Genomic DNA, 21,457 nt, shown 5'->3' with positions numbered 1-21,457 from the left:
CACATAAAGTGGCTTATCCAAACCATGATTGGAAAGCATTCGGATCGCAATTTGTGGAAGAAACGTTAGGACTGCGTCATTCGTTTCCAACTACACAAATTGAACATTATGATCATTTTGCTGCTTTTTTTGACGCGTTAAAGCGAATAAATACGATTCTAATCGACTTAGATAGAGATGTTTGGACATACGTTTCAATGGACTATTTCAAACAAAAAATTAAAGCAGGAGAAATTGGTTCTTCAGCTATGCCACACAAAGTAAATCCTATTGATTTTGAAAATTCGGAAGGAAATTTAGGAATTGCCAATGCGATTTTCGAACATTTATCTGCAAAATTACCATTGTCAAGATTACAACGTGATTTAACAGACAGTACCGTTTTACGTAATATTGGTGTGCCAATTGGACATACACTTATTGCTTTTGAATCGACATTAAAAGGGTTGAATAAGTTGTTATTAAATGAATCAAAATTCGCAGAAGATTTAGAGAAAAATTGGGCAGTTGTAGCAGAAGCTATTCAGACTATTTTACGAAGAGAAGGCTATCCAAATCCATACGAAGCGTTAAAGGATCTAACAAGAACGAATACGGTTATTAATAAAGATTCGATTCATGCGTTTATTGAAACCTTGAATGTTTCTAATGATATTAAAACAGAATTAAAAGCGATTACGCCAAGTAATTATTTAGGGATTTAATTTTAATTCTAAGTTTTATGGGTAAAGTATTAAAATTATTATTGTTTTGTTTCTTGTGTTTTTTGAATTCTTGTAAAAAAGAATCTAAAATTAAAAAAACGGATGAAGATTTAAAATCAATTAAAGTTGATTCTTTACAGCTTTCAAATGACGATGAATTTAGGGATTTAACAATTGCTTTTTTTAATTGGTATAAATTAAATATTAATAAGCTAGAAAAAATTGAATACTTAAAAGGCGGTTATGTTACTGAAAAGGATTCTATTGCTTACTATATTGATGAAACCGAAGTAATCAAATACGTTAAAGAGTTTGATAAAACGGGCTATGTCAGTCATTCATATGTTGAAAATTTAAAAAATCATTTGCTAAGTGTTGGAAAGGATTTAAAGGAAGAAAAAATTTATGATGGAGTAGTTTCTGGTTTAGATTATGATTTAATTACAAAATCGCAAGAAGATGAAGAAATTTTTTCAAATATGTCTAAAATTAAGCTATTAAGTCAAAAGATAATAAGTAAAGATGATGTCGAAAATTATTATGAATTAAGAAAAAATACATTATTCTTAAAAATAAGCTATACTTTCGAAGATAAATGGAAGATAAAAGATTACGAATTTGAGTATAAACAGGAATAGCTATTCTAGATAAAAAATCCATTCCGATATTGGGAATGGATTTTTACTTTTCAGACCTGACAGGTTTCAAAAACCTGTCAGGTCTTATATTATACTATCTCGAATAATTCGGAGCTTCTTTCGTTATTGTAACATTATGTGGATGACTTTCGCTAATTCCGCTTGAGGTTAATCGTACAAATCGGCTTGTGGCTTGTAAGGTTTCAATGTTTTTGGCACCACAGTAGCCCATTCCGGCACGAAGTCCGCCAATAAACTGTTGCATACTTTCGTTTAATTCGCCTTTGTATGGTACGCGACCTACAATTCCTTCTGGAACTAATTTTTTTACATCATCTTCCACATCTTGGAAATATCTGTCTTTTGAACCTTCTTTCATAGCTTCAACAGAACCCATTCCTCGGTACGATTTGAATTTTCTTCCTTCAAAGATAATAGTTTCACCTGGAGATTCTTTCGTTCCTGCTAACATCGAACCTAACATTACACAAGAAGCTCCAGCAGCCAACGCTTTTGGAATGTCTCCAGTGTATCGAACACCGCCGTCAGCAATTACTGGAATACCAGTTCCTTCTAAAGCGGCAGCCACTTCTAAAACGGCAGAAAATTGAGGAAAACCAACACCTGCTACAATACGAGTCGTACAAATAGAACCAGGTCCAATTCCAACTTTTACAGCATCGGCGCCATTTTCAACTAAATACAAAGCCGCTTCTGGTGTAGCAATGTTTCCAACTACTACATCTATTTCTGGAAATTTGTTTTTTACTAGTTTTAAAACGTCTACCACACCTTTTGTATGTCCGTGTGCCGTATCAATAATTACGGCATCAACACCTGCTTTTACTAAAGCTTCTGCTCGGTCAAGTACATCTGATGTAACACCTAAAGCGGCAGCTACTCGTAAACGACCAAATTTATCTTTGTTCGCGTTTGGTTTTTGGGTTAGTTTGGTGATATCTCTAAAAGTAATTAATCCAATTAATTTAAAATCGGCATCAACCACGGGTAGTTTTTCAATTTTACTTTCTTGAAGAATTTCTTCTGCAGCAGCTAAAGTAGTTCCTTTTCCTGCAGTAACTAAATTTTCAGAGGTCATTACTTCAGTAATCGCTCTTGAGTTTTCTTTTTCAAAACGCAAATCTCTGTTGGTCACAATTCCTTTTAAAATTCCTTTTTCATCTACAACTGGAATTCCCCCAATACCAAATTCTCTCATCGCATTTTTGGCGTCACCTACATTTGCTGTTAAAGGTAATGTTACCGGATCTATAATCATCCCGCTTTCTGCACGTTTTACTTTTCTCACTTCTGCAGCTTGTTGTGCAATAGTCATGTTTTTGTGTAATACACCAATTCCTCCTTCTTGCGCCATAGCAATAGCCATCGCACTTTCGGTAACTGTATCCATTGCAGCGGAAACAATTGGTGTGTTTAAGGTAATATTTTTACTAAATTTTGATTGAATAGATACTTCTCTTGGAAGAATTTCTGAGTAATTTGGGATTAAAAGAACATCGTCATACGTTAGTCCTTCTCCTATAATTTTTGTAGTGTGTGCTTTCATGCTGCAATTGAAGTTAAATTGCGAGCAAATATATAAAAAAAAAGTAATTTTTGTTTAGTAAATAGTGAATAGTTTTTAGCCCAGATAGCAATGGAAAGCATTTTATTGAAAAATTCTATTTTTTGTAGTGCTAAAAAAGCGACCTAAGAAGCTCTTTTTAGTGCTTACAAAAAAAGAATTATTGATAAAATCTTGAAATGTATAGCTGGACAAGAGCTCCTAATTAATGAAACGCGCCAAATAATTTAGTAGCCTCATTATAGGCACTTTCAAAGCTCATTGGACTCGTGTTCGTATTTTCTTTTTTGGTAGTAAAATAAGATAATAACTTTTCGGTTGGCATATTTCCGGTTAAGTCGTCTTTAGCCATTGGGCATCCTCCAAAACCTTGAATGGCGCCATCGTATCTTCTGCAACCAGCTTGATATGCGGCGTCAATTTTTTCAAACCATTTGTCTGGTGTAGTATGTAAATGCGCACCAAATTCAATATTTGGATATTTTGGTATTAAATTACGGAATAAATAATCTATGACTTCGGGGGTAGAAGAGCCAATCGTATCGGATAGCGATAAAATTTTTACGCCCATCTTAGCTAATTTTTCAGTCCAGTCACCAACAACATCTACATTATAAGGATCGCCATACGGATTTCCAAATCCCATAGAAATATACGTTACAACTTCTTTGTTAGATTTGTCAGCTATTTCTAATATTTCTTGTAATGTTATTAAGCTTTCGGCAATGGTTTTGTGCGTGTTTCGCATTTGAAAATTTTCAGAAATAGAAAACGGAAAACCAAAATATTGAATAGCTTTATGTTTTGCTGCGGCTGCTGCTCCTTGCGTATTGGCAATAATGGCTAATAATTTACTTTGTGTTTGAGTTAAATCTAATTGATCTAAAACTTCAGCCGTGTCTTGCATTTGCGGAATGGCTTTTGGCGACACAAAACTACCAAAATCCAATGTGTCAAATCCAACTCGTAATAAAGATTGAATGTATTGCACCTTTTTTTCGGTGGGAATAAACGTTTTTATGCCTTGCATGGCATCGCGCGGACATTCGATAATTTTTATATCTTTCATAGGAATGTCAAAGATAAGTAAAACTTTATTTTTTACAAATATGTTTTTATTGCAATCAAGTTAAACGTTAGAAGTGTTAAAAAAAATTATTAAAAACGTTTTTTTATTTATACTTTTGCACCACTAATTAAGTAATAAATTATGGTTAAAGATTTATTTGAAAGAATTCAACAAAACAAAGGACCTCTAGGAAAATGGGCTTCACAAGCAGAAGGTTATTTCGTATTTCCAAAGTTGGAAGGTGAATTGGGTCCAAGAATGCAATTTCAAGGTAAAAATATATTAAACTGGAGTTTGAATGACTATTTAGGTTTAGCCAATCATCCAGAAGTTCGTAAAGCAGATACTGAGGCAGCGGCGCAATATGGTGCAGCTTACCCAATGGGTGCTCGTATGATGAGTGGACATACCAAATATCACGAACAATTAGAAGATGAGTTAGCGGCTTTCGTAATGAAAGAATCAGCTTATTTATTGAATTTTGGTTATCAAGGAATTTTATCTACAATTGATGCTTTGGTTACCAGAAATGATGTTATTGTTTATGATGTAGATGCACACGCGTGTATTATTGACGGTGTTCGTTTGCATAGTGGAAAACGCTTTACTTACAAGCACAACGACATTGAAAGTATGGAAAAAAACTTACAACGTGCTACAAAATTAGCTACTGAAACTGGTGGTGGTATTTTGTTTATTACGGAAGGTGTTTTTGGTATGCGAGGACAACAAGGTAAGTTAAAAGAAATTGTAGAAATGAAGAAAAAATACAATTTCCGTTTATTGGTTGATGATGCGCACGGTTTTGGTACACTTGGTAAAACAGGTGCTGGAGCAGGTGAGGAGCAAGGATGTCAAGATGGAATTGATGTGTATTTTTCAACTTTTGCAAAATCAATGGCAAATATTGGTGCTTTTGTGGCTGCTGATAAAGATGTTATTGATTATTTAAAATACAATTTACGTTCGCAAATGTTTGCCAAATCATTGCCAATGATTCAAACAATTGGTTCGTTGAAGCGTTTAGAAATATTGCGTAATTCATCTGAGATTAAAGATAAATTATGGGTGAATGTTAATGCGTTACAAAACGGTTTAAAAGAAAAAGGTTTCAATATCGGAGATACAAATACTTGTATTACACCAGTTTACTTAGAAGGTTCTATTCCAGAAGCTATGATTATGGTGAATGATTTAAGAGAAAACTACAGTATTTTCTTATCCATTGTTGTGTATCCAGTAATTCCAAAAGGAATGATTTTATTACGAATGATTCCAACCACAACTCATACATTAGAAGACATTGATGAAACATTAACTGCTTTTGAAGCGATACGTGAGAAATTAGAAAATGGAACGTATAAAAAAATTGCCGAATCAACAATTACAGATAAATAATTTGTAAAAATTATAAAATTTATAAAGCGTTGATAATTTCAACGCTTTTTTTATTCTTCTTGTTTTGAGGAACTTAAATAGATAAAAAAAGAAAAATAATCTTAATGTTGACTAAATATTAATAAAAAATGAATTTTAGGTTCAAATAAAATTGTTTTATCCTATATGAAATGATATATTTGTCCGTTTTTAAAGAAAATAACTTAAATTAACTATAATGCAGAACAAAGGACTAATTAAATTCTTCGCAATCATTTTTACGATTGCTTGTATCTATCAACTTTCTTTTACGTTTGTTGCTAACGGAATTGTAAAAGATGCGAAAGAATTTGCAAAAGGAGATTCTCAAAAGGAATTAAACTACTTAAAAGATCTAAAGAAAAAAGACGTTTTTTTAGGCTTTACTTATGAAGATGTTGAGAAACAACAAATCAACAAAGGATTAGATTTAGAAGGTGGAATTAACGTAACTTTAGAAGTTTCTGTTAAAGACGTTTTAAAAACATTATCAAACAACTCTAAAAATCCTATATTTAATAGAGCTTTAGAAAGAGCTACAAAGGATAGAAAAGGAAATCAAGATTATTTAGATGCCTTTTTTGACGCTTTTGCTACAGAATCTAATGGAACAATAAAAATGGCTTCTGCTGAAGCATTCTACAATAGAACATTTGAGGAAATTCAGTTAAGTATGACGGATGATCAAGTGAAAGTTATTTTGAAAAAGAAAGTTGCTGAATCTATTGAAAGCGCATATAAAGTATTAACAAAACGTATCGATAAATTCGGTGTAGCACAACCAAACATTCAAAAAATTGGTGAAACCGGAAGAATTCTAGTAGAATTACCAGGTGCTAAAGATTTAGATAGAGTTGAAAAATTATTATCTCAAACGGCACAATTAGAATTTTGGGAAACCTTAAAACCAGAAGAATTAGGTAATTTCTTTACTGCTGCAAATGATGCTTTAAAAGCTACTGAGAAAAAACCAACTGCAGCTGTAACTGTTGTAGATACTACTAAAGCAGTTGATGCAAAATCTAAAGTAAATGAATTATTAGGCGATAAAAAAGATGCCGCTAAAAAAGCAGCTAAAGATTTAGGACCTTTATTTGAAAATGCAATTCCAAGTCCGTCTGGATTAATTGGATACAATGTAAAAGATACAGCTAAAATTAACTCGTATTTAAAAAGAGCAGAAATTAGAGCTTTATTACCAGCAACAGCTTCAAACGCAAAATTTGCTTGGGGAAAAACAACTTCTAAAGCAGAAGATGTTACAGAATTATACATATTAAAAGGAACTGCTGATGGAGTTGCTCCACTATTAGGTGGTGCCATTACAGATGCAAGTGCTGATTTTGACCAGTTTGGAAAACCAGCAGTAAGTATGCAAATGAATCCAGTTGGTTCAAGAAAATGGGAACAATTAACGGGTGATATTGCTAAAAACGGAAATCAAGTTTGTATTGTATTAGATAATGTTGTGTATTCTGCAGCTACTGCAAAAGCAGCAATTTCTGGTGGACAAACTCAAATTTCAGGTGCTTTCACTTTAGAAGAAACTGCCGATTTAGAAAACGTATTACGTGCAGGTAAATTACCAGCTAAAGCAGATATTGTACAAAAAGCAGTAGTTGGACCTTCTTTAGGTCAAGAAGCTATTGACAATGGAATTTTATCATCTATCATCGGTTTATTATTAGTTTCTTTCTGGATGGTTTTCTATTACGGAAGAGCAGGTTGGTATGCTAACGCAGCTTTATTATTAAACTTAGTATTGTTATTTGGTGCCATGGCTAACTTCGGTTTTGTGTTAACATTACCAGGTATTGCAGGTATCGTTTTAACAATGGGTACTGCGGTAGATGCAAATATTATTATCTACGAAAGAGCAAAAGAAGAATTAAGAGCTGGCTTGTCACTAGAAAATGCAGTAACTACTGCTTTCGGTTGGAAAGGTGCTATGCGTTCTATTATTGATGCTAACGTAACACATATTTTAACAGGTACAATTTTATATATTTTTGGAGAAGGTATGATTAGAGGTTTTGCCATTACTTTATTAATTGGTATTTTAACTTCATTATTTACTTCAATCTTTATTGCTCGTTTCTTTATTGATGGTGATATTGCTAAAGGAAGAAGTTTACAATTCTCTACAAACATTACTAAAAATTGGTTTACTGGTTTCAACTTCGATTTCTTAAAAATTAAGAAATTCACTTATGCATTCTCGTTAATTGTTTGTATTATCAGTTTTGTTTCTTTCTTTACGAATGGTTTTGACCAAGGTATTGACTTTGTAGGAGGAAGAACCTTCCAAGTGCAATTTGACCAAAAAGTGTCTCCAGAAGAAGTTTCAAATGCGCTTTCTACAGCTGCGTTTTTTGACAGAGCGGAAGCGAAAACATTTGGTAACGACAATCAATTGAAAATAACGACAAAATACAAAATTGACAAGCAAGGTGTTGAGGTTGATAAAGAAGTTAACGAAAAATTATATGCAGGTTTGAAAAAATTCTTTGCTAAAGAAATTTCTTACGATCAGTTTACAAATACACAAGAAGGAAAACAATTTGGGGTATTACAAGCTATGAAAGTAGGACCTTCTATTGCAGATGACATTAAAACAAATGCATATTGGGCAGTATTAGGAGCGATGTTATTAGTTTGTTTATACTTAGTTATTTCGTTCAGAAAATACCAATATTCATTAGGAGCAATTGCTGCGGTGGCGCATGACGTTATTTTTGTATTGGGTATTTACTCTTTATTGTACAAATACATGCCGTTCCATATGGAAATTGACCAACACTTTATTGCGGCTATTCTAACAGTAATTGGATATTCAATGAATGATACCGTAATTGTATTTGACAGAGTTCGTGAATTCTTAGGTGGAAAATCGCACCATGGTAACTTTAACAAAATTGTAAACGATTCTGTAAACACTACATTATCTCGTACATTAAACACATCTTTAACGATGATTATGGTATTAGCAATTATGTTTGTATTTGGTGGTGATTCAATCCGTGGATTTATCTTTGCAATGTTAATAGGTATTATAGTTGGAACATATTCTTCATTATTTATTGCAACACCAGTATTAGTGGATACGATGTCAGCATCAGATAAAAAACAAATTGAAGCAGAGCATAACGTGTAACGTTGTGTTATAATATAAGTAAAACGTCCCGATTTTCATCGGGACGTTTTTTTTATTAATTATATGAAGAAATTATAAATGTTGCTGCTTTAAATAATCCACTGCATATCTACCTTCATTAAAAAGCAAATCTAAAATGGATAAATTATTTATGAATCCGTGCTTGTTATCAAAAACTTGTGTGTAAGGTTCTATTTGAGTGATGTCTTTTTTGCCATTTACTAAAAAACGAAAATCAGTTTTGTCAGTTACTTGATGAAAATATTCTGTTGTTTTGTCAAAAGGAATAGAAATTCCTAAAGCATCATTTATTCTTTCAAATATTTCAAAGTTTAGATCTAACATAAACTCGTGTTTCTTTTCGAATATGGGTTGTAAATCATCTATGAAATATTCGTAAAAAGGCGAATTCTTATAAGCAGCTTCTAAAGATTTAAAATGGTTTTTTTGCCAATTGTATTGGTTGTCTATTTTGATGTCTTTAAAGTTGTAATTTGCACCGTTATGCTTTACTGATATGTTTAACATTTGAATTCCATTTGGACTATAAATGTACATTCGGTTTCTATTAGTTTGTTTTTGAAACGTATCTTCTACTTCAAATGTAACCGATTCAGCATGAATCATCGCAATATAATGACTGATAGATGGAAAGTAAGTAGGGTAAATTAATATGTTATACATTAAAAAGGTTAGTTGTTTTTTGTTGATTCGTTAAGTTGGAATTTTCTTAGTGAATTAATTTTATTTGATAAGCTTTCAATTAAATTTCTAAAATTCAAGTAATCAGATTCATCTATAAAATCTAACTCATATGAAATAATAATTTGATTTAAAACTTCAATTAATGAACTATAAGCCATTGTTGAAAAGTGGGCTTTGTCTTTTGAAGTAATTCTTGCCGAACCTTCAGCTAAATTAGAGCAAACTGAAATTGAGGCTCTTCTCAATTGAGAAGTTAGTCCGAATTTTTCATTTTCAGGATAGCGTGAAGTAATTTGATAAATAATTTTAGTCAGTTTTTTGGATTCTTTCCATACTTCTAATTTTTCAAATGAATACACATACATAAATCACCTAATTTATACTGATTACCGATTCAACAACTCACAACTTAACGAATAAACCTTTAAAGTAAATCTGTGTCTTTTTTCTTTTTCTTACCTCTATACCAATCCCAAGCAAAATATCCTGCTAAAAGGAATAAGAAGTATTTAAAATACGATTCGGGTTGACCTTCGCCGCTAACCGTTGTAAAGAAACGTTCGGTTCTAAATTTATTTAATAAACCTTTTGCGTTCCAATCCAGGCTCATCCATATAAAAATTGGTTTTCCAACAATATGATCTGCTGGCGTGTAACCGAAATAACGGGCATCTAACGAATTATGTCTGTTGTCTCCCATCATCCAGTAATAATCTTGTTTAAAGGTGTAGGAAGTAGCTATTTTTCCGTTTATTTTAATGTCATTACCTTTAACTTCTAACGTATTTCCTTCATACTCTGTGATGATTAATTTATACAAGGGTAACGTTTCTTTTTTTAATGCAACTGTTTTCCCTGCTTGTGGAATATAAATTGGACCAAAATTATCACCATTCCAATTGTTTGTTACAGAAGGCTTCCCATCTTTAAAATCTGGGAATACGCCATCTTCGGCTTTTTTGTTAATCATTCTTTTTACAGAAGTGATACCGCTAATTGATTTTAATTTTTCTGCATTTTCAAAAGTTAATGCTTGAACGTAAAGCGTGTCGTTTGTTATCATTCCTGCCGGATCAGTAACTTGCATTTCTCTTAAAATCGTTTCAAAATCAATTGGTGTTTTGCCGTCGGTACTAATTTTATAAGAATACTGAGGTTTAGCTCTTTCAGGTAATATCAATTCTTTACCATTTACAAAAACAATTCCGTCTTTAATTTGCAAACTGTCGCCTGCAATACCCACACAACGTTTTACATAATTTGTTTTTTTATCTCGAGGTTTGTCAATTCTTTCAGTAGCTGGCAAATACATATTCGAAAGTGTATCTCTTGGCCAATTGAAAACAACAATGTCGTTATTTTTAATTTTTTCTAAAGCAGGAAATCTAAAATAAGGTAATTGAGGCTTGCTTAAATATGAAAGTTTTTTTACCATTGGAATAGAGTCGTGTACCATTGGTGCTGCAACTGGAGTCATTGGCGTTCTGGCACCATAATGAAATTTACTTACAAAAAGAAAATCGCCAATTAATAATGATTTTTCTAATGATGAAGAAGGAATTACAAATGGTTGAATAAAATATGTATGTACAAAAGTCGCTACTATTAATGCAAAAGTAATTGAACCTAAAGTATCTAAAGCTTTTGTTGCTGGTTTGGTATCGCGTTCAGCTCCATATGAAACTTCTTGGGTGTAATTTACGTAACCAATATATAATCCAAATGTAATAAAGCCCAACCACATATCTGCAGTAGTTTTTTTACCAAATGTACGTAAGGTTTCAATCCAAATAACTGGTAAAATCAACAAGTTTATTACAGGTAAAAACAGCAAAAACACCCACCACTTTGGACGGTTTATGATTTGCATTAAAACAATCCCGTTATAAACAGGAACGAATGCTTCCCAAGCTTTTCTACCGGCTTTTAGATATAATTTCCAAGTACAAATTGCGTGTGTTGTACTAATTATTAATATTGTAATAATCCAAGTTGATATGTCCATAATTTTTGTTTTTTTTTGTAAATCGTAAATTATACTTATATTCCCAAAACGTCTTTCATAGTGAAAACGCCTTTTTTACCAATTAGCCATTCTGCAGCTATGACCGATCCTAAAGCAAAGCCTTCTCGGCTATGTGCGGTATGTTTGATTTCTATTTGATCCACTTTGCTATCGTAAAAAATAGCATGTGTCCCAGGAATATTTTCTATTCTTTTTGCATTAATATGAATTTCATTTTCACTTGGATTTTCTAATGTCCAATTTGTGTAATCCGTATTTTCTATGATTCCATTTGCCAAACTTATTGCTGTTCCGCTTGGGGCATCTAATTTTTGTGTGTGATGAATTTCTTCCATTGAAACCTTATAATCAGAAAGGTTTTTCATCATTTTAGCTAAATAATTATTTAGCTCGAAAAATATATTTACACCCAAACTAAAGTTTGAAGCATAAATAAAACTTCCGTTTTTTTCTTTGCACAAACGTACCATTTCATCATAATTTTCTATCCAACCTGTAGTACCTGAAATTACAGGAATATTTTGATTTAAACATTCTGAAATATGGCTAACAGCTGTAGTTGGAACACTAAAATCTATGGCAACATCTGCTTTTGTAATTCCTTCAAAAGTGTCAGAACTATCTTTTCGTAACACAATTTCATGACCGCGTTCTAAAGCAATTTGTTCAATTACTTTTCCCATTTTACCATAACCTAATAATGCTATTTTCATTTTGATTAGTTGTTGTTTTAAATAAAATGTTACGAAATAAAATGTTAAAATTGATAGGTTAATGTAAATCCAACATTTTGGTTAAACGTATACGGATTGGTATGTAAATCTGGTTTTAATGATAAATCGTCATTTACGTTAAATTGCAATAAATGAGCGTCTACATTTGCTTCTACAATATTTAGAATGTACAAACCCGCAGTAATAAGTACGGATAAATCTCTGTTTTTTTGATAGAATTTTTGCCCTCTAATAACACTTTCTGTACTTAATTTTCCATATGTAGGATCTGAAGTGTCAATTGCACCACCGTTGGCTAATCGTTTTTTGTATTCGTCACGGTATTGATTGTGTTTTTTATTATTATCCATAATGAAATACATCCCTGCACCAATAGCACCGTAAACTATAGGAATTTTCCAATATTTTTTATTGTATGCTTGACCTAAACCTGGCAAAATAGCAGAATAAAAAGCTGCTTTTGCCGGCGATAATGGATTGATGTCGGACTTTACAATATCTTTAGTTTCAATTTTTAATTCTTTCTTTTGAGCCACAGAAAATTTTGTGCCCAAAAAAAGCAAGATAAATATGTAAAGAAACCGCTTCACTAGTTGTTGATTAATTTTATGATTCGGTTAAAATCTTCTTCAGAATGAAACGGAATGGCTATTTTTCCTTTACCATTTGCGGCAACATTTATATCCACTTTTGCACCAAAAAAATTGGCGAAAGTTTTCTTTTGTTCGGTAGCAATTTCGAATGATTTTGTAGTAGCCGTTTTACTTGTTTTTGGTTTTAATCCTTCTTGATATTTTTTCACTAACGCTTCTGTATCCCTAACAGATAAGTTTTGAGTAACAACGGTGTGATAAATATCGCTTTGCGCTTCTTGGTCTTCAATATTTATTAATGCTCTACCGTGTCCCATCGAAATAAATCCATCTCTCATTCCTGTTTGAATAATCGGATCTAATTTTAGCAAACGTAAATAGTTAGTAATGGTTGAACGTTTTTTTCCCACACGCTCGCTCATTTCTTCCTGAGTTAAATTTACTTCTTCTATAAGTCGTTGGTACGAAATGGCAACTTCAATTGGGTCCAAATCATGACGTTGAATATTTTCAACCAAAGCCATAACAAGTGATTCGTTATCATTTGCTAATCTAATATAGGCAGGAATAGTAGAAAGGCCTAATAATTTTGAAGCACGTAATCTTCGTTCTCCAGATATTAGTTGGTATTTGTTAAATTCTAATTTTCTAACAGTAATAGGTTGAATAACGCCAACTTCTTTAATAGATTTAGCTAATTCTTGAAGTGTATCTTCATTGAAATTAGTTCTTGGTTGAAACGGATTTATTTCAATAAAATTAATATCAAGTTCAATGATACTTCCTACAACTTTGTCTGCATTTTTATCTTCTACAGATTTGATGTCATTTGAAGGATCGCTTAAAAGTGCTGAAAGGCCTCTGCCTAATACAGGTTTTTTTACTGCTTTTGTCATTAGTTGCTACTGTTTTTCTTGATAATTTCTTCTGCTAAATTTAAGTAATTTGCAGCACCTTTACTAGTAGCATCATAATTTATAATACTTTCTCCAAAACTAGGCGCTTCACTTAATTTAATATTTCTTTGAATAATAGTCGAAAAAACCATGTTATTAAAATGCTTTTGAACTTCTTCTACTACCTGATTTGATAATCGTAAACGGGTATCGTACATAGTTAATAATAGTCCTTCAATATCTAAACTTGGATTATGAATTTTTTGAACGCTTTTTATTGTATTTAATAATTTTCCTAAACCTTCTAATGCAAAATATTCACATTGAATTGGAATTACAACACTATCTGCGGCGGTTAATGCATTTAATGTTAATAACCCTAAAGAAGGAGCGCAATCAATAATTACATAATCGTACTGTTCTTTAATTGTATGTAATGCTTGTTTTAGCATGTATTCTCTGTTTTCTTTGTCAACCAATTCAATTTCTATGGCAACTAAGTCGATATGAGCGGGTATAATCCAAACATTTGGTGCACTAGTAGGAATAACACCTTCTTCTGCTGTATTGCTATGCTCTATTATTTGGTAGGTGCCAATTTCTACATTTTCCACGTCAATTCCTAACCCAGAACTTGCGTTTGCTTGAGGGTCTGCATCTATTAATAGTACTTTTTTCTCCAAGGCACCTAATGAGGCAGCAAGATTAATTGAAGTGGTTGTTTTTCCTACTCCTCCCTTTTGATTGGCAATTGCAATGATCTTACCCATTTTTTATTTTAAAATTTTAGAAGTGTAAAAATACAATTATTTATGGTATTACCAACCCAATTTTATTAACATTGCGTTAAAGTCTTTATTTCAGTATATCTTTGTTGTAAAATTATTTTTTTTGTAAATTTGACAATTAAATTTTTAAGGGTGGTAGAAGAAAAAGTTATTTTAGTTGATGTAAATGACAATCCAATTGGATTGATGAACAAACTAGAAGCACACGAAAAAGCGGTTTTGCACAGAGCCTTTTCTGTATTTATATTAAATGATAAAAATGAGTTGATGTTGCAACAACGCGCGCATCACAAATACCATTCTCCTTTATTGTGGACCAATACCTGTTGTAGTCATCAACGAGAAAATGAAACAAACATTCAAGCTGGTATACGACGACTCCGAGAAGAAATGGGTTTTGAAACAGAATTGAAAGAAATGTTTCATTTTATTTATAAAGCACCTTTTGACAATGGCTTGACAGAACATGAATTAGATCATGTGATGCTAGGTTATTACAACGAAGTGCCCGAAATTAATAAAGATGAAGTAGAAAGTTGGAAATGGATGAAGATTGAAGATATTAAAAATGACATGATTACAAATCCGAACTTTTACACCGTTTGGTTTAAAATAATATTTGAGGAATTTTATCATCATTTTGATGACAATAAATAAAAAAAATGAAAGTAACAGTAAGTAGAAAAGCGCATTTTAATGCCGCACATAGGTTATATCGAAAAGATTGGTCTATGGAACAAAACGATGCCATTTTTGGTAAGTGTAATAATCCAAATTATCATGGACACAACTACGAATTAATAGTAAGTGTTACAGGTGAAATTGATCAAGAAACAGGCTTTGTGGTAGATGTGAAAATTTTATCAGATTTAATAAAAGAACATATAGAAAATGCGTTTGACCATAAAAACTTAAATTTGGATGTCCCCGATTTTGAAAAATTAAATCCAACTGCCGAAAATATAGCGGTTGTAATTTGGCAAAAATTAAGAATACACATTAATTTAAATCTAGATTTAGAAGTGGTTTTATACGAAACTCCTCGTAATTTTGTAACTTATAGAGGCGAATAAATGTTGTTTTATCCCTTACTCTTTGAACCCATTTTTAAAGAACGAATTTGGGGTGGTACCAAATTAAAAGAACTATTAAATAAGTCTTTTGATGGCCGCCAAATTGGTGAAAGCTGGGAGTTATCAACTGTAGAAAATGATATTAGTGTTGTAGCTAATGGAGCATTTGAAGGATTGAATTTAAATCAATTAATTAAAAAATATCCAACAGAAGTTTTAGGCGCTGCTTCTATCAAAAATTTTGGATTAAATTTTCCTTTGCTTTTTAAGTTTATTGACGCTAAGGAAGATTTGTCTATTCAGGTGCATCCAAATGATGCATTGGCAAAAGAGCGACACAATTCTTTTGGTAAAACAGAAATGTGGTACGTAATGCAAGCTGATGCTAATGCAAGATTGGTTGTTGGATTTAAAGACAAAACAAATAAAAAAGAGTATCAAGCACATTTAGAAAATAAAACATTAGTTGCAGTTTTAAATGAAACTCCTGTAAAAGTAGGCGATGTTTTTTTTCTGGAAACAGGAACTGTTCACGCCACTGGCGCTGGTGTTTTAATTGCAGAAATTCAACAAACAAGCGACATTACCTATCGATTATATGATTGGGATAGGGTAGATGCAAATGGAGTTGGTAGAGAATTACATACAGATTTAGCTCTTGACGCAATAAACTTTGAACCTACAAATACTAAATTAAACTACGAAGTAGCTAAAAATAAGTCCGTTACTTTGGTAGAATGTCCGTTTTTTAAGACCAATATTTTGCAAATTTCAGAAAAACACAATTGGAAAAAAACAAAAGAATCGTTTACGGTTTTTATGTGTACAGAAGGTAGTTTTACTATTAATATGCGGCAATTTCAATCTGAATTTAAAAAAGGAGATACCGTATTAATACCTGCAATAATTGATGGTTTTGAAATTATTGGTGAAGCGTCTTTATTAGAAATTACAATTTAATTAGCTGTGTATTGATATATTGTTTACTTTTGCATCATAATTTTTAAAAATAATAAAATGGCAAGCGTTAAAAACTTGAAAAAAGAAATTAACTACGTTTTAGGAGATATCTTAAACATAGTATACATTTGGGAAATGACTACTACTGGAAAACCTTCAGAAACATCTGAGGCTTTAGTTGGAGATATTTACGATACATTTGATGCATTAATGGTAAAAGTAAACCAAAAAAATGTTGAAAATAAAAAAGCACATTATAAATTAGTTAAAGAAGAATTTGAAGTTGCTGCAAATCAATTTGTTGCAAAAGTGAACGAATTAAACTAAAAAAATCGCAAAAAAAATTGTTTATTTTTTTTGCAAATTAAAATTTCAAGACTATATTTGCACTGCAAAATGAGTCGCCGGTGTAGCTCAGCTGGCTAGAGCAGCTGATTTGTAATCAGCAGGTCGTGGGTTCGAGTCCCTCCACTGGCTCAAAAAAAGGCAATCGAAAGATTGCCTTTTTTTATTTGTAATAATTGAATTTTAAGATACTAAAATAGGTCTTAAAAAAAATCCTTTCCTAAGAAAGCTATTTTTTAAATATCGTCAAAATTAATATCTGTATAACTACTAGAGGAAGTTTTAGTAGGTTCTTCAGAATTGGAATATTCTGTTCCGTCAAACTCTTTTTTAAAATCCTTTTGATGTCTTTCTGAAATAACTTCTTCTCCTTTGTGGTTAATTACATATTCGGTCATTTCACTTAAAATTTCATTAAAAGAAGCAAAATCTTCTTTGTAAAGATAAATTTTATGTTTTTTAAAATGATAAGAGCCATCTTCTTCAGTAAATTTTTTACTTTCAGTAATGGTAATGTAATAATCGTCTGCTTTTGTAGCTCTAACGTCAAAGAAGTAGGTTCTTCTTCCCGCTCTTAATACCTTAGAAAAAATGTCTTTTTCTATTAAATCTTTATCACTCATAATCCTTCGTTCAATTAATTCTTTTTTTCGAGTTTCAAAAATCTAAAAAAAAAGGTTACGAAACAATTTTTTAAGCATTTTCTTTTTCAGAAAGTTGTTTTATAAACAAATCTTTATAAAAGCCTTCTTCATTTACAAGTTCATGGTGCGTGCCTTGCTGAACAATTTTTCCTTCATCTAAAATAATAATTTTAGTTGCATTTTTTGCCGCAGAAGCACGGTGAGTTACAATAATAGTTGTTTTATCTTGAAAAACAGTTTTAAAATTAGTTATAATTTTTTCTTCAGTTTCTGTGTCAACCGCACTTAAACAATCGTCTAAAATTAAAATTGGTGCTTCTTTAATTATCGCTCTGGCAATGGAAACACGTTGTTTTTGCCCACCAGATAATGTAATTCCTCGTTCTCCTAAAATGGTTTCATATTTATGAGTAAACGATTGAATATTTTCATCAACTACTGCCATTTTTGCTGCGGCAATTATTTCTTCATCAGTAGCATCTATCTTGCCAAATTTTATATTGTTTTTTATCGTATCAGAAAACAAGAAAGGATCTTGCGTAACAATACTCATACTTTTTCGCAAATGATACAAATCATAATCAATTACATTTTTATCATCAATTTTAATTTTAGAAACTCCAGATACGTCGTGTATTCTTGTTAATAAAGACAATATTGTGGATTTTCCAGAACCTGTTTTTCCTAAAATCGCAATGGTTTCTCCTTTGTTTATGGTAAAACTAACGTCGGTTAACGCTTTTATATTGGTATCATCGTACGTATAACTTACATTTTCAAAAGTTATTTTCCCTTCAATTGAAGTGGTACTACTTCCTGTGTTTTTAATTTCGGGTTGTTCTTTTAAAAACTCATTGATTCTTTTTTGTGACGCTTCTGCCTCTTGAACCAAAGAAGAAACCCAGCCAATTGAAGCCACAGGCCAAACTAACATTCCTATATATAATAAAAATTTTGCAATTACTCCAATGTCTTTTATTTCGCCATTAACATACATTTGCCCGCCTACAAAAATTACAATTAAATAACTTAATCCAATTAATAAAATCATTAGTGGTCCAAATAATGCATTTGTTTTGGCTAAGGCTAAGTTTTTTTCTTTACTAATTTTAGATAATTTAATAAATTCGTTATTTCTATCTTTTTCTAGTGCATAGGCTTTTATCACTCTGATTCCTGAAAAAAATTCTTGTGTAAATGATGATAATGTGGATAGGTTTTCTTGATATTCTGTACTTTTTTTATTGATTCGTTTGCTTAAAATAAAAATACTGTAAGATAAAATGGGTAAAGGAAGTAAGCAATAAATGGTTAGTTTTAGGTTCACTGCCGACATACTTATTATGATAGCCACAAATCGAATTATAGTATTTATGGTATACATAACTGCAGGTCCTACATACATTCTTACTTTTCCAACATCTTCACTTATTCGATTCATTAAATCGCCCGTTCTGTTTTTTTTGTAAAAATTTTGAGAAAGGTTTTGGTAATGATTGAATATTTCATTTTTTAAATCAAATTCAACAAAACGAGACATTACTATTAAGGATTGACGCATTAAAAAGGTCAAAAAACCTGCAATTAGTGTGCAAAATACTATTAGTGCAATGTTTTTAAAGAGTTCGTTTTTTAAAATTACGGTGTCTTTGTTTTCGGATTTCAGAAACGCTTCAATTAAGGAAATCGATTTTCCAACTAATTCCGGAGTGTATAATGCAAAAATTTGAGCTACAATCGTTATGATTATTCCAAATAAAAAGCGGTATTTATATTTTATGAAATATTTATTTAAATATTGTAATTCTTTCATTTAAAGTAAAGTAATTTAAAGTAATATTAATTTTGTTAAAAAAATTATGCTTTTTTCAGGGTAATGTATATTAGTAATAATTATTGTATTCGTAAAAATAAAATAAAAAATAAGAATTATATATAATTTATATATATTTTTGCGACTCATTATTGATAAATAATCAAATATATACATGACTACAGATATTATAAATTCTAATGAACTACATAAAGTAGATCCTGTTTTTGGTCAAATTTCTTTTGACGGACACGAACAAGTTGTTTTTTGTAATGACAAAGATACAGGATTAAAAGCAATAATCGGAATTCATAATACCGTTCTTGGACCCGCACTTGGTGGAACACGTATGTGGAATTATGCAAATGAATGGGAAGCATTGAATGATGTGTTGCGTTTATCTAGAGGTATGTCTTTTAAATCTTCTATTTCTGGATTGAATTTAGGTGGTGGAAAAGCAGTTATTATTGGGGATGCCAAAACTGATAAAACACCTGAATTGATGAGAAAATTCGGAGAATATGTGAATTCTTTATCAGGAAAATATATTACAGCTGAAGATGTTGGAATGGAAACAAAAGACATGGATACGGTTAGAGAAGTAACACCTTATGTTACTGGAATTTCTGAAAGTAAAGGTGGCTCTGGAAATCCTTCTCCAATCACAGCATATGGAGTTTTTATGGGAATGAAAGCGGCGGCTAAACATAAATTTGGCGTAGACACTTTAGCTGGAAAGAGCGTTTTAGTTCAAGGAATTGGGCATGTTGGTGAAGTTTTAGTGCAGCATTTAACTAATGAAGGCGCTATTATAACCATTTCAGATATTAATGAAAACAGATTGCATGAAGTAGGTTCTAAATATGGTGCTAAAATTTTTACTGGAAACGATTTATATAGTTTAGATGTTGATATTTATGCGCCATGTGCTTTAGGTGCAACTATTAATGATGAAACCATTGGCAAAATTCAAGCAAAAATAATTGCTGGTGCGGCTAATAATCAACTTGCTAATGAAGTAATTCATGGAAAATTATTAAAAGAAAAAGGAATTTTATATGCTCCAGATTTCTTAATTAATGCGGGTGGTGTAATTAATGTATATTCTGAATTGGCAAATTTAACTTCTGCTCAAGTGATGGAAAAAACAGAAAATATTTATAATACTGCAATGGACATCTTCACGTTATCAGATGCTCAAAATAGTACTACACATCAAGCAGCATTAAATATTGCTCAAAAAAGAATTGATGACAGAAAAAAAGAATTACAAAACAAATAATTCTTTAAAATAAAAAATTGTAAATTTGTCCCGAAATAAAACAATAATTATTTCGGGATAATTTTTTTAAAGTTCTTAGACATGCTTAACAGAAGACATTTTAGAGTAAAAGTGATGCAAACCATCTATGCAATGCATAGACACGAATCGGATTCGTTAGATAAAGAGGAAAAATTTTTATTACAAAGTATTGAAAATTCTCAAGATTTATATTTAGTAATGCTTTCCATTTTCAATGAATTACAACTCAAAGAAAAAGCATATTTAGAATTAGCTTCTAAAAAACATTTGGCTACAAAAGAAGAACAAAATCCTAACTTTAAGTTTGTAAATAATAGTTTCTTTAAAATTTTAGAAAAACATACTGCCTTTTATAATAAATTAGAAGAAAGAAAAATTGACAATTGGAAACGAAACGACGATTGTATTATTTTCCTTTTAGAAGAAATTAAAACTTCGGATGTATACAAACGATATATGGCAGTTGAAACCTCAGAATTTAAGAAAGATATTTTCTTTATTTATGATGTTTTTAATGAAATTATTGCACCAAACGAAAAACTTTACGATTATTTAGAAGATTGTAAAATTACATGGGTTGATGATATTCCTGTAATTAATACCTTACTTTCTAAGCAAATTAAGGCGATAAAAAGTTTTGATGATTGTTTAAATTTGCCAGTTGTTTTTAAAGATTTAGATGACAAAGAATTTGTAAGAAATTTATTTAGAAAAACAGTTTTAAATGAATTGGAATTCGCTGCAACATTTGAAAATAAAACCCCAAATTGGGATAAGGAACGTATTGCTGAATTGGATACTATTATTCTTAAAATGGCTATTTGCGAGTTGTTAAAATTTCCATCAATTCCGGTAAAAGTTACTTTAAATGAATATTTAGAAATCGCCAAAGAATATTCTACACCAAAAAGTAGTATATTTATCAACGGAATTTTAGACAATTTAGTAAAAGATTTTCAAGCCGAAGATAAAATAAAAAAATCGGGTAGAGGATTATTATAAATCAAACGA

21 protein-coding genes and 1 tRNA gene are annotated in these 21,457 nt (G+C 31.2%); 11 read left to right on the top strand and 11 right to left on the bottom strand.

The features are described from left to right. The coding region (locus ABWP78_RS07490) for a lyase family protein (RefSeq protein ID WP_353170211.1) at positions 1 to 704 on the top strand (704 nt) is incomplete at its 5' end. A gap of 17 nt (positions 705 to 721) precedes the next feature. Continuing rightward, positions 722 to 1,342, top strand: coding sequence for a hypothetical protein (locus ABWP78_RS07485; protein WP_353170209.1), 621 nt, complete (start codon positions 722 to 724; stop codon positions 1,340 to 1,342). A gap of 94 nt (positions 1,343 to 1,436) precedes the next feature. Here ABWP78_RS07485 and guaB read toward each other — a convergent pair whose 3' ends face one another. Both guaB and ABWP78_RS07475 read right to left on the bottom strand, forming a co-directional pair. Then, a complete protein-coding gene (guaB, locus tag ABWP78_RS07480; protein ID WP_353170207.1) occupies positions 1,437 to 2,909 on the bottom strand; it encodes an IMP dehydrogenase in 1,473 nt (490 codons plus the stop codon). A gap of 223 nt (positions 2,910 to 3,132) precedes the next feature. Beyond that, on the bottom strand, positions 3,133 to 3,996 hold the full coding sequence (locus ABWP78_RS07475) for a hydroxymethylglutaryl-CoA lyase-like TIM-barrel protein (protein ID WP_353170205.1): 864 nt from the start codon (positions 3,994 to 3,996) through the stop codon (positions 3,133 to 3,135). 141 nt (positions 3,997 to 4,137) lie between these two features. Here ABWP78_RS07475 and capB point away from each other — a divergent pair, with 141 nt between their 5' ends. Both capB and secDF read left to right on the top strand, forming a co-directional pair. After that, positions 4,138 to 5,394 carry a cysteate-C-fatty acyltransferase gene (gene capB, locus ABWP78_RS07470; RefSeq protein WP_353170203.1) on the top strand — a complete coding sequence of 419 codons (1,257 nt, stop codon included), beginning with the start codon at positions 4,138 to 4,140 and terminating at the stop codon, positions 5,392 to 5,394. Positions 5,395 to 5,611: 217 nt separating this feature from the next. After that, positions 5,612 to 8,566 (top strand): protein translocase subunit SecDF, encoded by a 2,955-nt coding sequence (gene secDF / locus ABWP78_RS07465; protein ID WP_353170201.1) that lies wholly within the window; start codon positions 5,612 to 5,614, stop codon positions 8,564 to 8,566. A gap of 72 nt (positions 8,567 to 8,638) precedes the next feature. Here secDF and ABWP78_RS07460 read toward each other — a convergent pair whose 3' ends face one another. From ABWP78_RS07460 to ABWP78_RS07430, 7 genes are read right to left on the bottom strand one after another with little or no spacing between them, the layout of a single operon-like run. Then, positions 8,639 to 9,250, bottom strand: coding sequence for a WbqC family protein (locus ABWP78_RS07460; protein WP_353170199.1), 612 nt, complete (start codon positions 9,248 to 9,250; stop codon positions 8,639 to 8,641). Positions 9,251 to 9,258: 8 nt separating this feature from the next. Beyond that, positions 9,259 to 9,636 (bottom strand): four helix bundle protein, encoded by a 378-nt coding sequence (locus ABWP78_RS07455; protein WP_353170197.1) that lies wholly within the window; start codon positions 9,634 to 9,636, stop codon positions 9,259 to 9,261. Positions 9,637 to 9,695: 59 nt separating this feature from the next. Continuing rightward, entirely contained in the window at positions 9,696 to 11,276 is a 1,581-nt protein-coding gene (lepB, locus tag ABWP78_RS07450) for a signal peptidase I (protein ID WP_353170195.1), read from the bottom strand. A gap of 35 nt (positions 11,277 to 11,311) precedes the next feature. After that, a complete protein-coding gene (dapB, locus tag ABWP78_RS07445; protein ID WP_353170193.1) occupies positions 11,312 to 12,010 on the bottom strand; it encodes a 4-hydroxy-tetrahydrodipicolinate reductase in 699 nt (232 codons plus the stop codon). Between the two features lie 44 nt (positions 12,011 to 12,054). After that, positions 12,055 to 12,567 carry a DUF5683 domain-containing protein gene (locus ABWP78_RS07440; protein ID WP_353170191.1) on the bottom strand — a complete coding sequence of 171 codons (513 nt, stop codon included), beginning with the start codon at positions 12,565 to 12,567 and terminating at the stop codon, positions 12,055 to 12,057. A gap of 53 nt (positions 12,568 to 12,620) precedes the next feature. Beyond that, complete coding sequence (locus ABWP78_RS07435; protein ID WP_353170188.1) at positions 12,621 to 13,520, bottom strand: ParB/RepB/Spo0J family partition protein; 900 nt, start codon at positions 13,518 to 13,520, stop codon at positions 12,621 to 12,623. Continuing rightward, positions 13,520 to 14,290, bottom strand: a complete 771-nt coding sequence (locus ABWP78_RS07430) for a ParA family protein (RefSeq protein WP_353170186.1) — start codon at positions 14,288 to 14,290, stop codon at positions 13,520 to 13,522. Before ABWP78_RS07430 ends, ABWP78_RS07435 begins: the two co-directional genes overlap by 1 nt. A gap of 150 nt (positions 14,291 to 14,440) precedes the next feature. On the opposite strand from ABWP78_RS07430, the gene idi reads away from it, so the two are divergent. The 5 genes from idi to ABWP78_RS07405 all read left to right on the top strand — a co-directional run bounded on the left by idi (position 14,441) and on the right by ABWP78_RS07405 (position 16,818). Further along, a complete protein-coding gene (idi, locus tag ABWP78_RS07425; RefSeq protein ID WP_353170184.1) occupies positions 14,441 to 14,965 on the top strand; it encodes an isopentenyl-diphosphate Delta-isomerase in 525 nt (174 codons plus the stop codon). Positions 14,966 to 14,970: 5 nt separating this feature from the next. After that, a complete protein-coding gene (locus tag ABWP78_RS07420; protein WP_353170182.1) occupies positions 14,971 to 15,381 on the top strand; it encodes a 6-pyruvoyl trahydropterin synthase family protein in 411 nt (136 codons plus the stop codon). Continuing rightward, on the top strand, positions 15,382 to 16,341 hold the full coding sequence (locus tag ABWP78_RS07415) for a type I phosphomannose isomerase catalytic subunit (RefSeq protein WP_353170180.1): 960 nt from the start codon (positions 15,382 to 15,384) through the stop codon (positions 16,339 to 16,341). A 57-nt stretch (positions 16,342 to 16,398) separates the two neighbouring features. Then, positions 16,399 to 16,668 (top strand): hypothetical protein, encoded by a 270-nt coding sequence (locus ABWP78_RS07410; protein ID WP_353170179.1) that lies wholly within the window; start codon positions 16,399 to 16,401, stop codon positions 16,666 to 16,668. A gap of 76 nt (positions 16,669 to 16,744) precedes the next feature. Next, positions 16,745 to 16,818 (top strand) — tRNA-Thr (locus tag ABWP78_RS07405). A gap of 104 nt (positions 16,819 to 16,922) precedes the next feature. On the opposite strand, the gene ABWP78_RS07400 is transcribed toward ABWP78_RS07405, so the two are convergent. Together ABWP78_RS07400 and ABWP78_RS07395 are read right to left on the bottom strand one after the other, a co-directional pair. Further along, the gene (locus ABWP78_RS07400; protein WP_353170177.1) at positions 16,923 to 17,309 is read right to left on the bottom strand and encodes a PUR family DNA/RNA-binding protein; all 387 of its coding nucleotides are present in this window, start codon (positions 17,307 to 17,309) and stop codon (positions 16,923 to 16,925) included. Positions 17,310 to 17,379: 70 nt separating this feature from the next. Continuing rightward, a complete protein-coding gene (locus tag ABWP78_RS07395) occupies positions 17,380 to 19,143 on the bottom strand; it encodes an ABC transporter ATP-binding protein (RefSeq protein WP_353170175.1) in 1,764 nt (587 codons plus the stop codon). Positions 19,144 to 19,318: 175 nt separating this feature from the next. Here ABWP78_RS07395 and ABWP78_RS07390 point away from each other — a divergent pair, with 175 nt between their 5' ends. Further along, on the top strand, positions 19,319 to 20,425 hold the full coding sequence (locus tag ABWP78_RS07390; RefSeq protein WP_353170174.1) for a Glu/Leu/Phe/Val family dehydrogenase: 1,107 nt from the start codon (positions 19,319 to 19,321) through the stop codon (positions 20,423 to 20,425). An 81-nt stretch (positions 20,426 to 20,506) separates the two neighbouring features. Continuing rightward, on the top strand, positions 20,507 to 21,448 hold the full coding sequence (nusB, locus tag ABWP78_RS07385) for a transcription antitermination factor NusB (protein ID WP_353170173.1): 942 nt from the start codon (positions 20,507 to 20,509) through the stop codon (positions 21,446 to 21,448). The last annotated feature ends 9 nt before the right edge of the window (positions 21,449 to 21,457 follow it).

Origin of the sequence: Flavobacterium sp. (assembly GCF_040402955.1) — a bacterium.
In the GTDB taxonomy this organism is placed as follows: Bacteria; Bacteroidota; Bacteroidia; order Flavobacteriales; family Flavobacteriaceae; genus Flavobacterium.
This window is presented reverse-complemented; position numbering and strand designations above follow the sequence as displayed.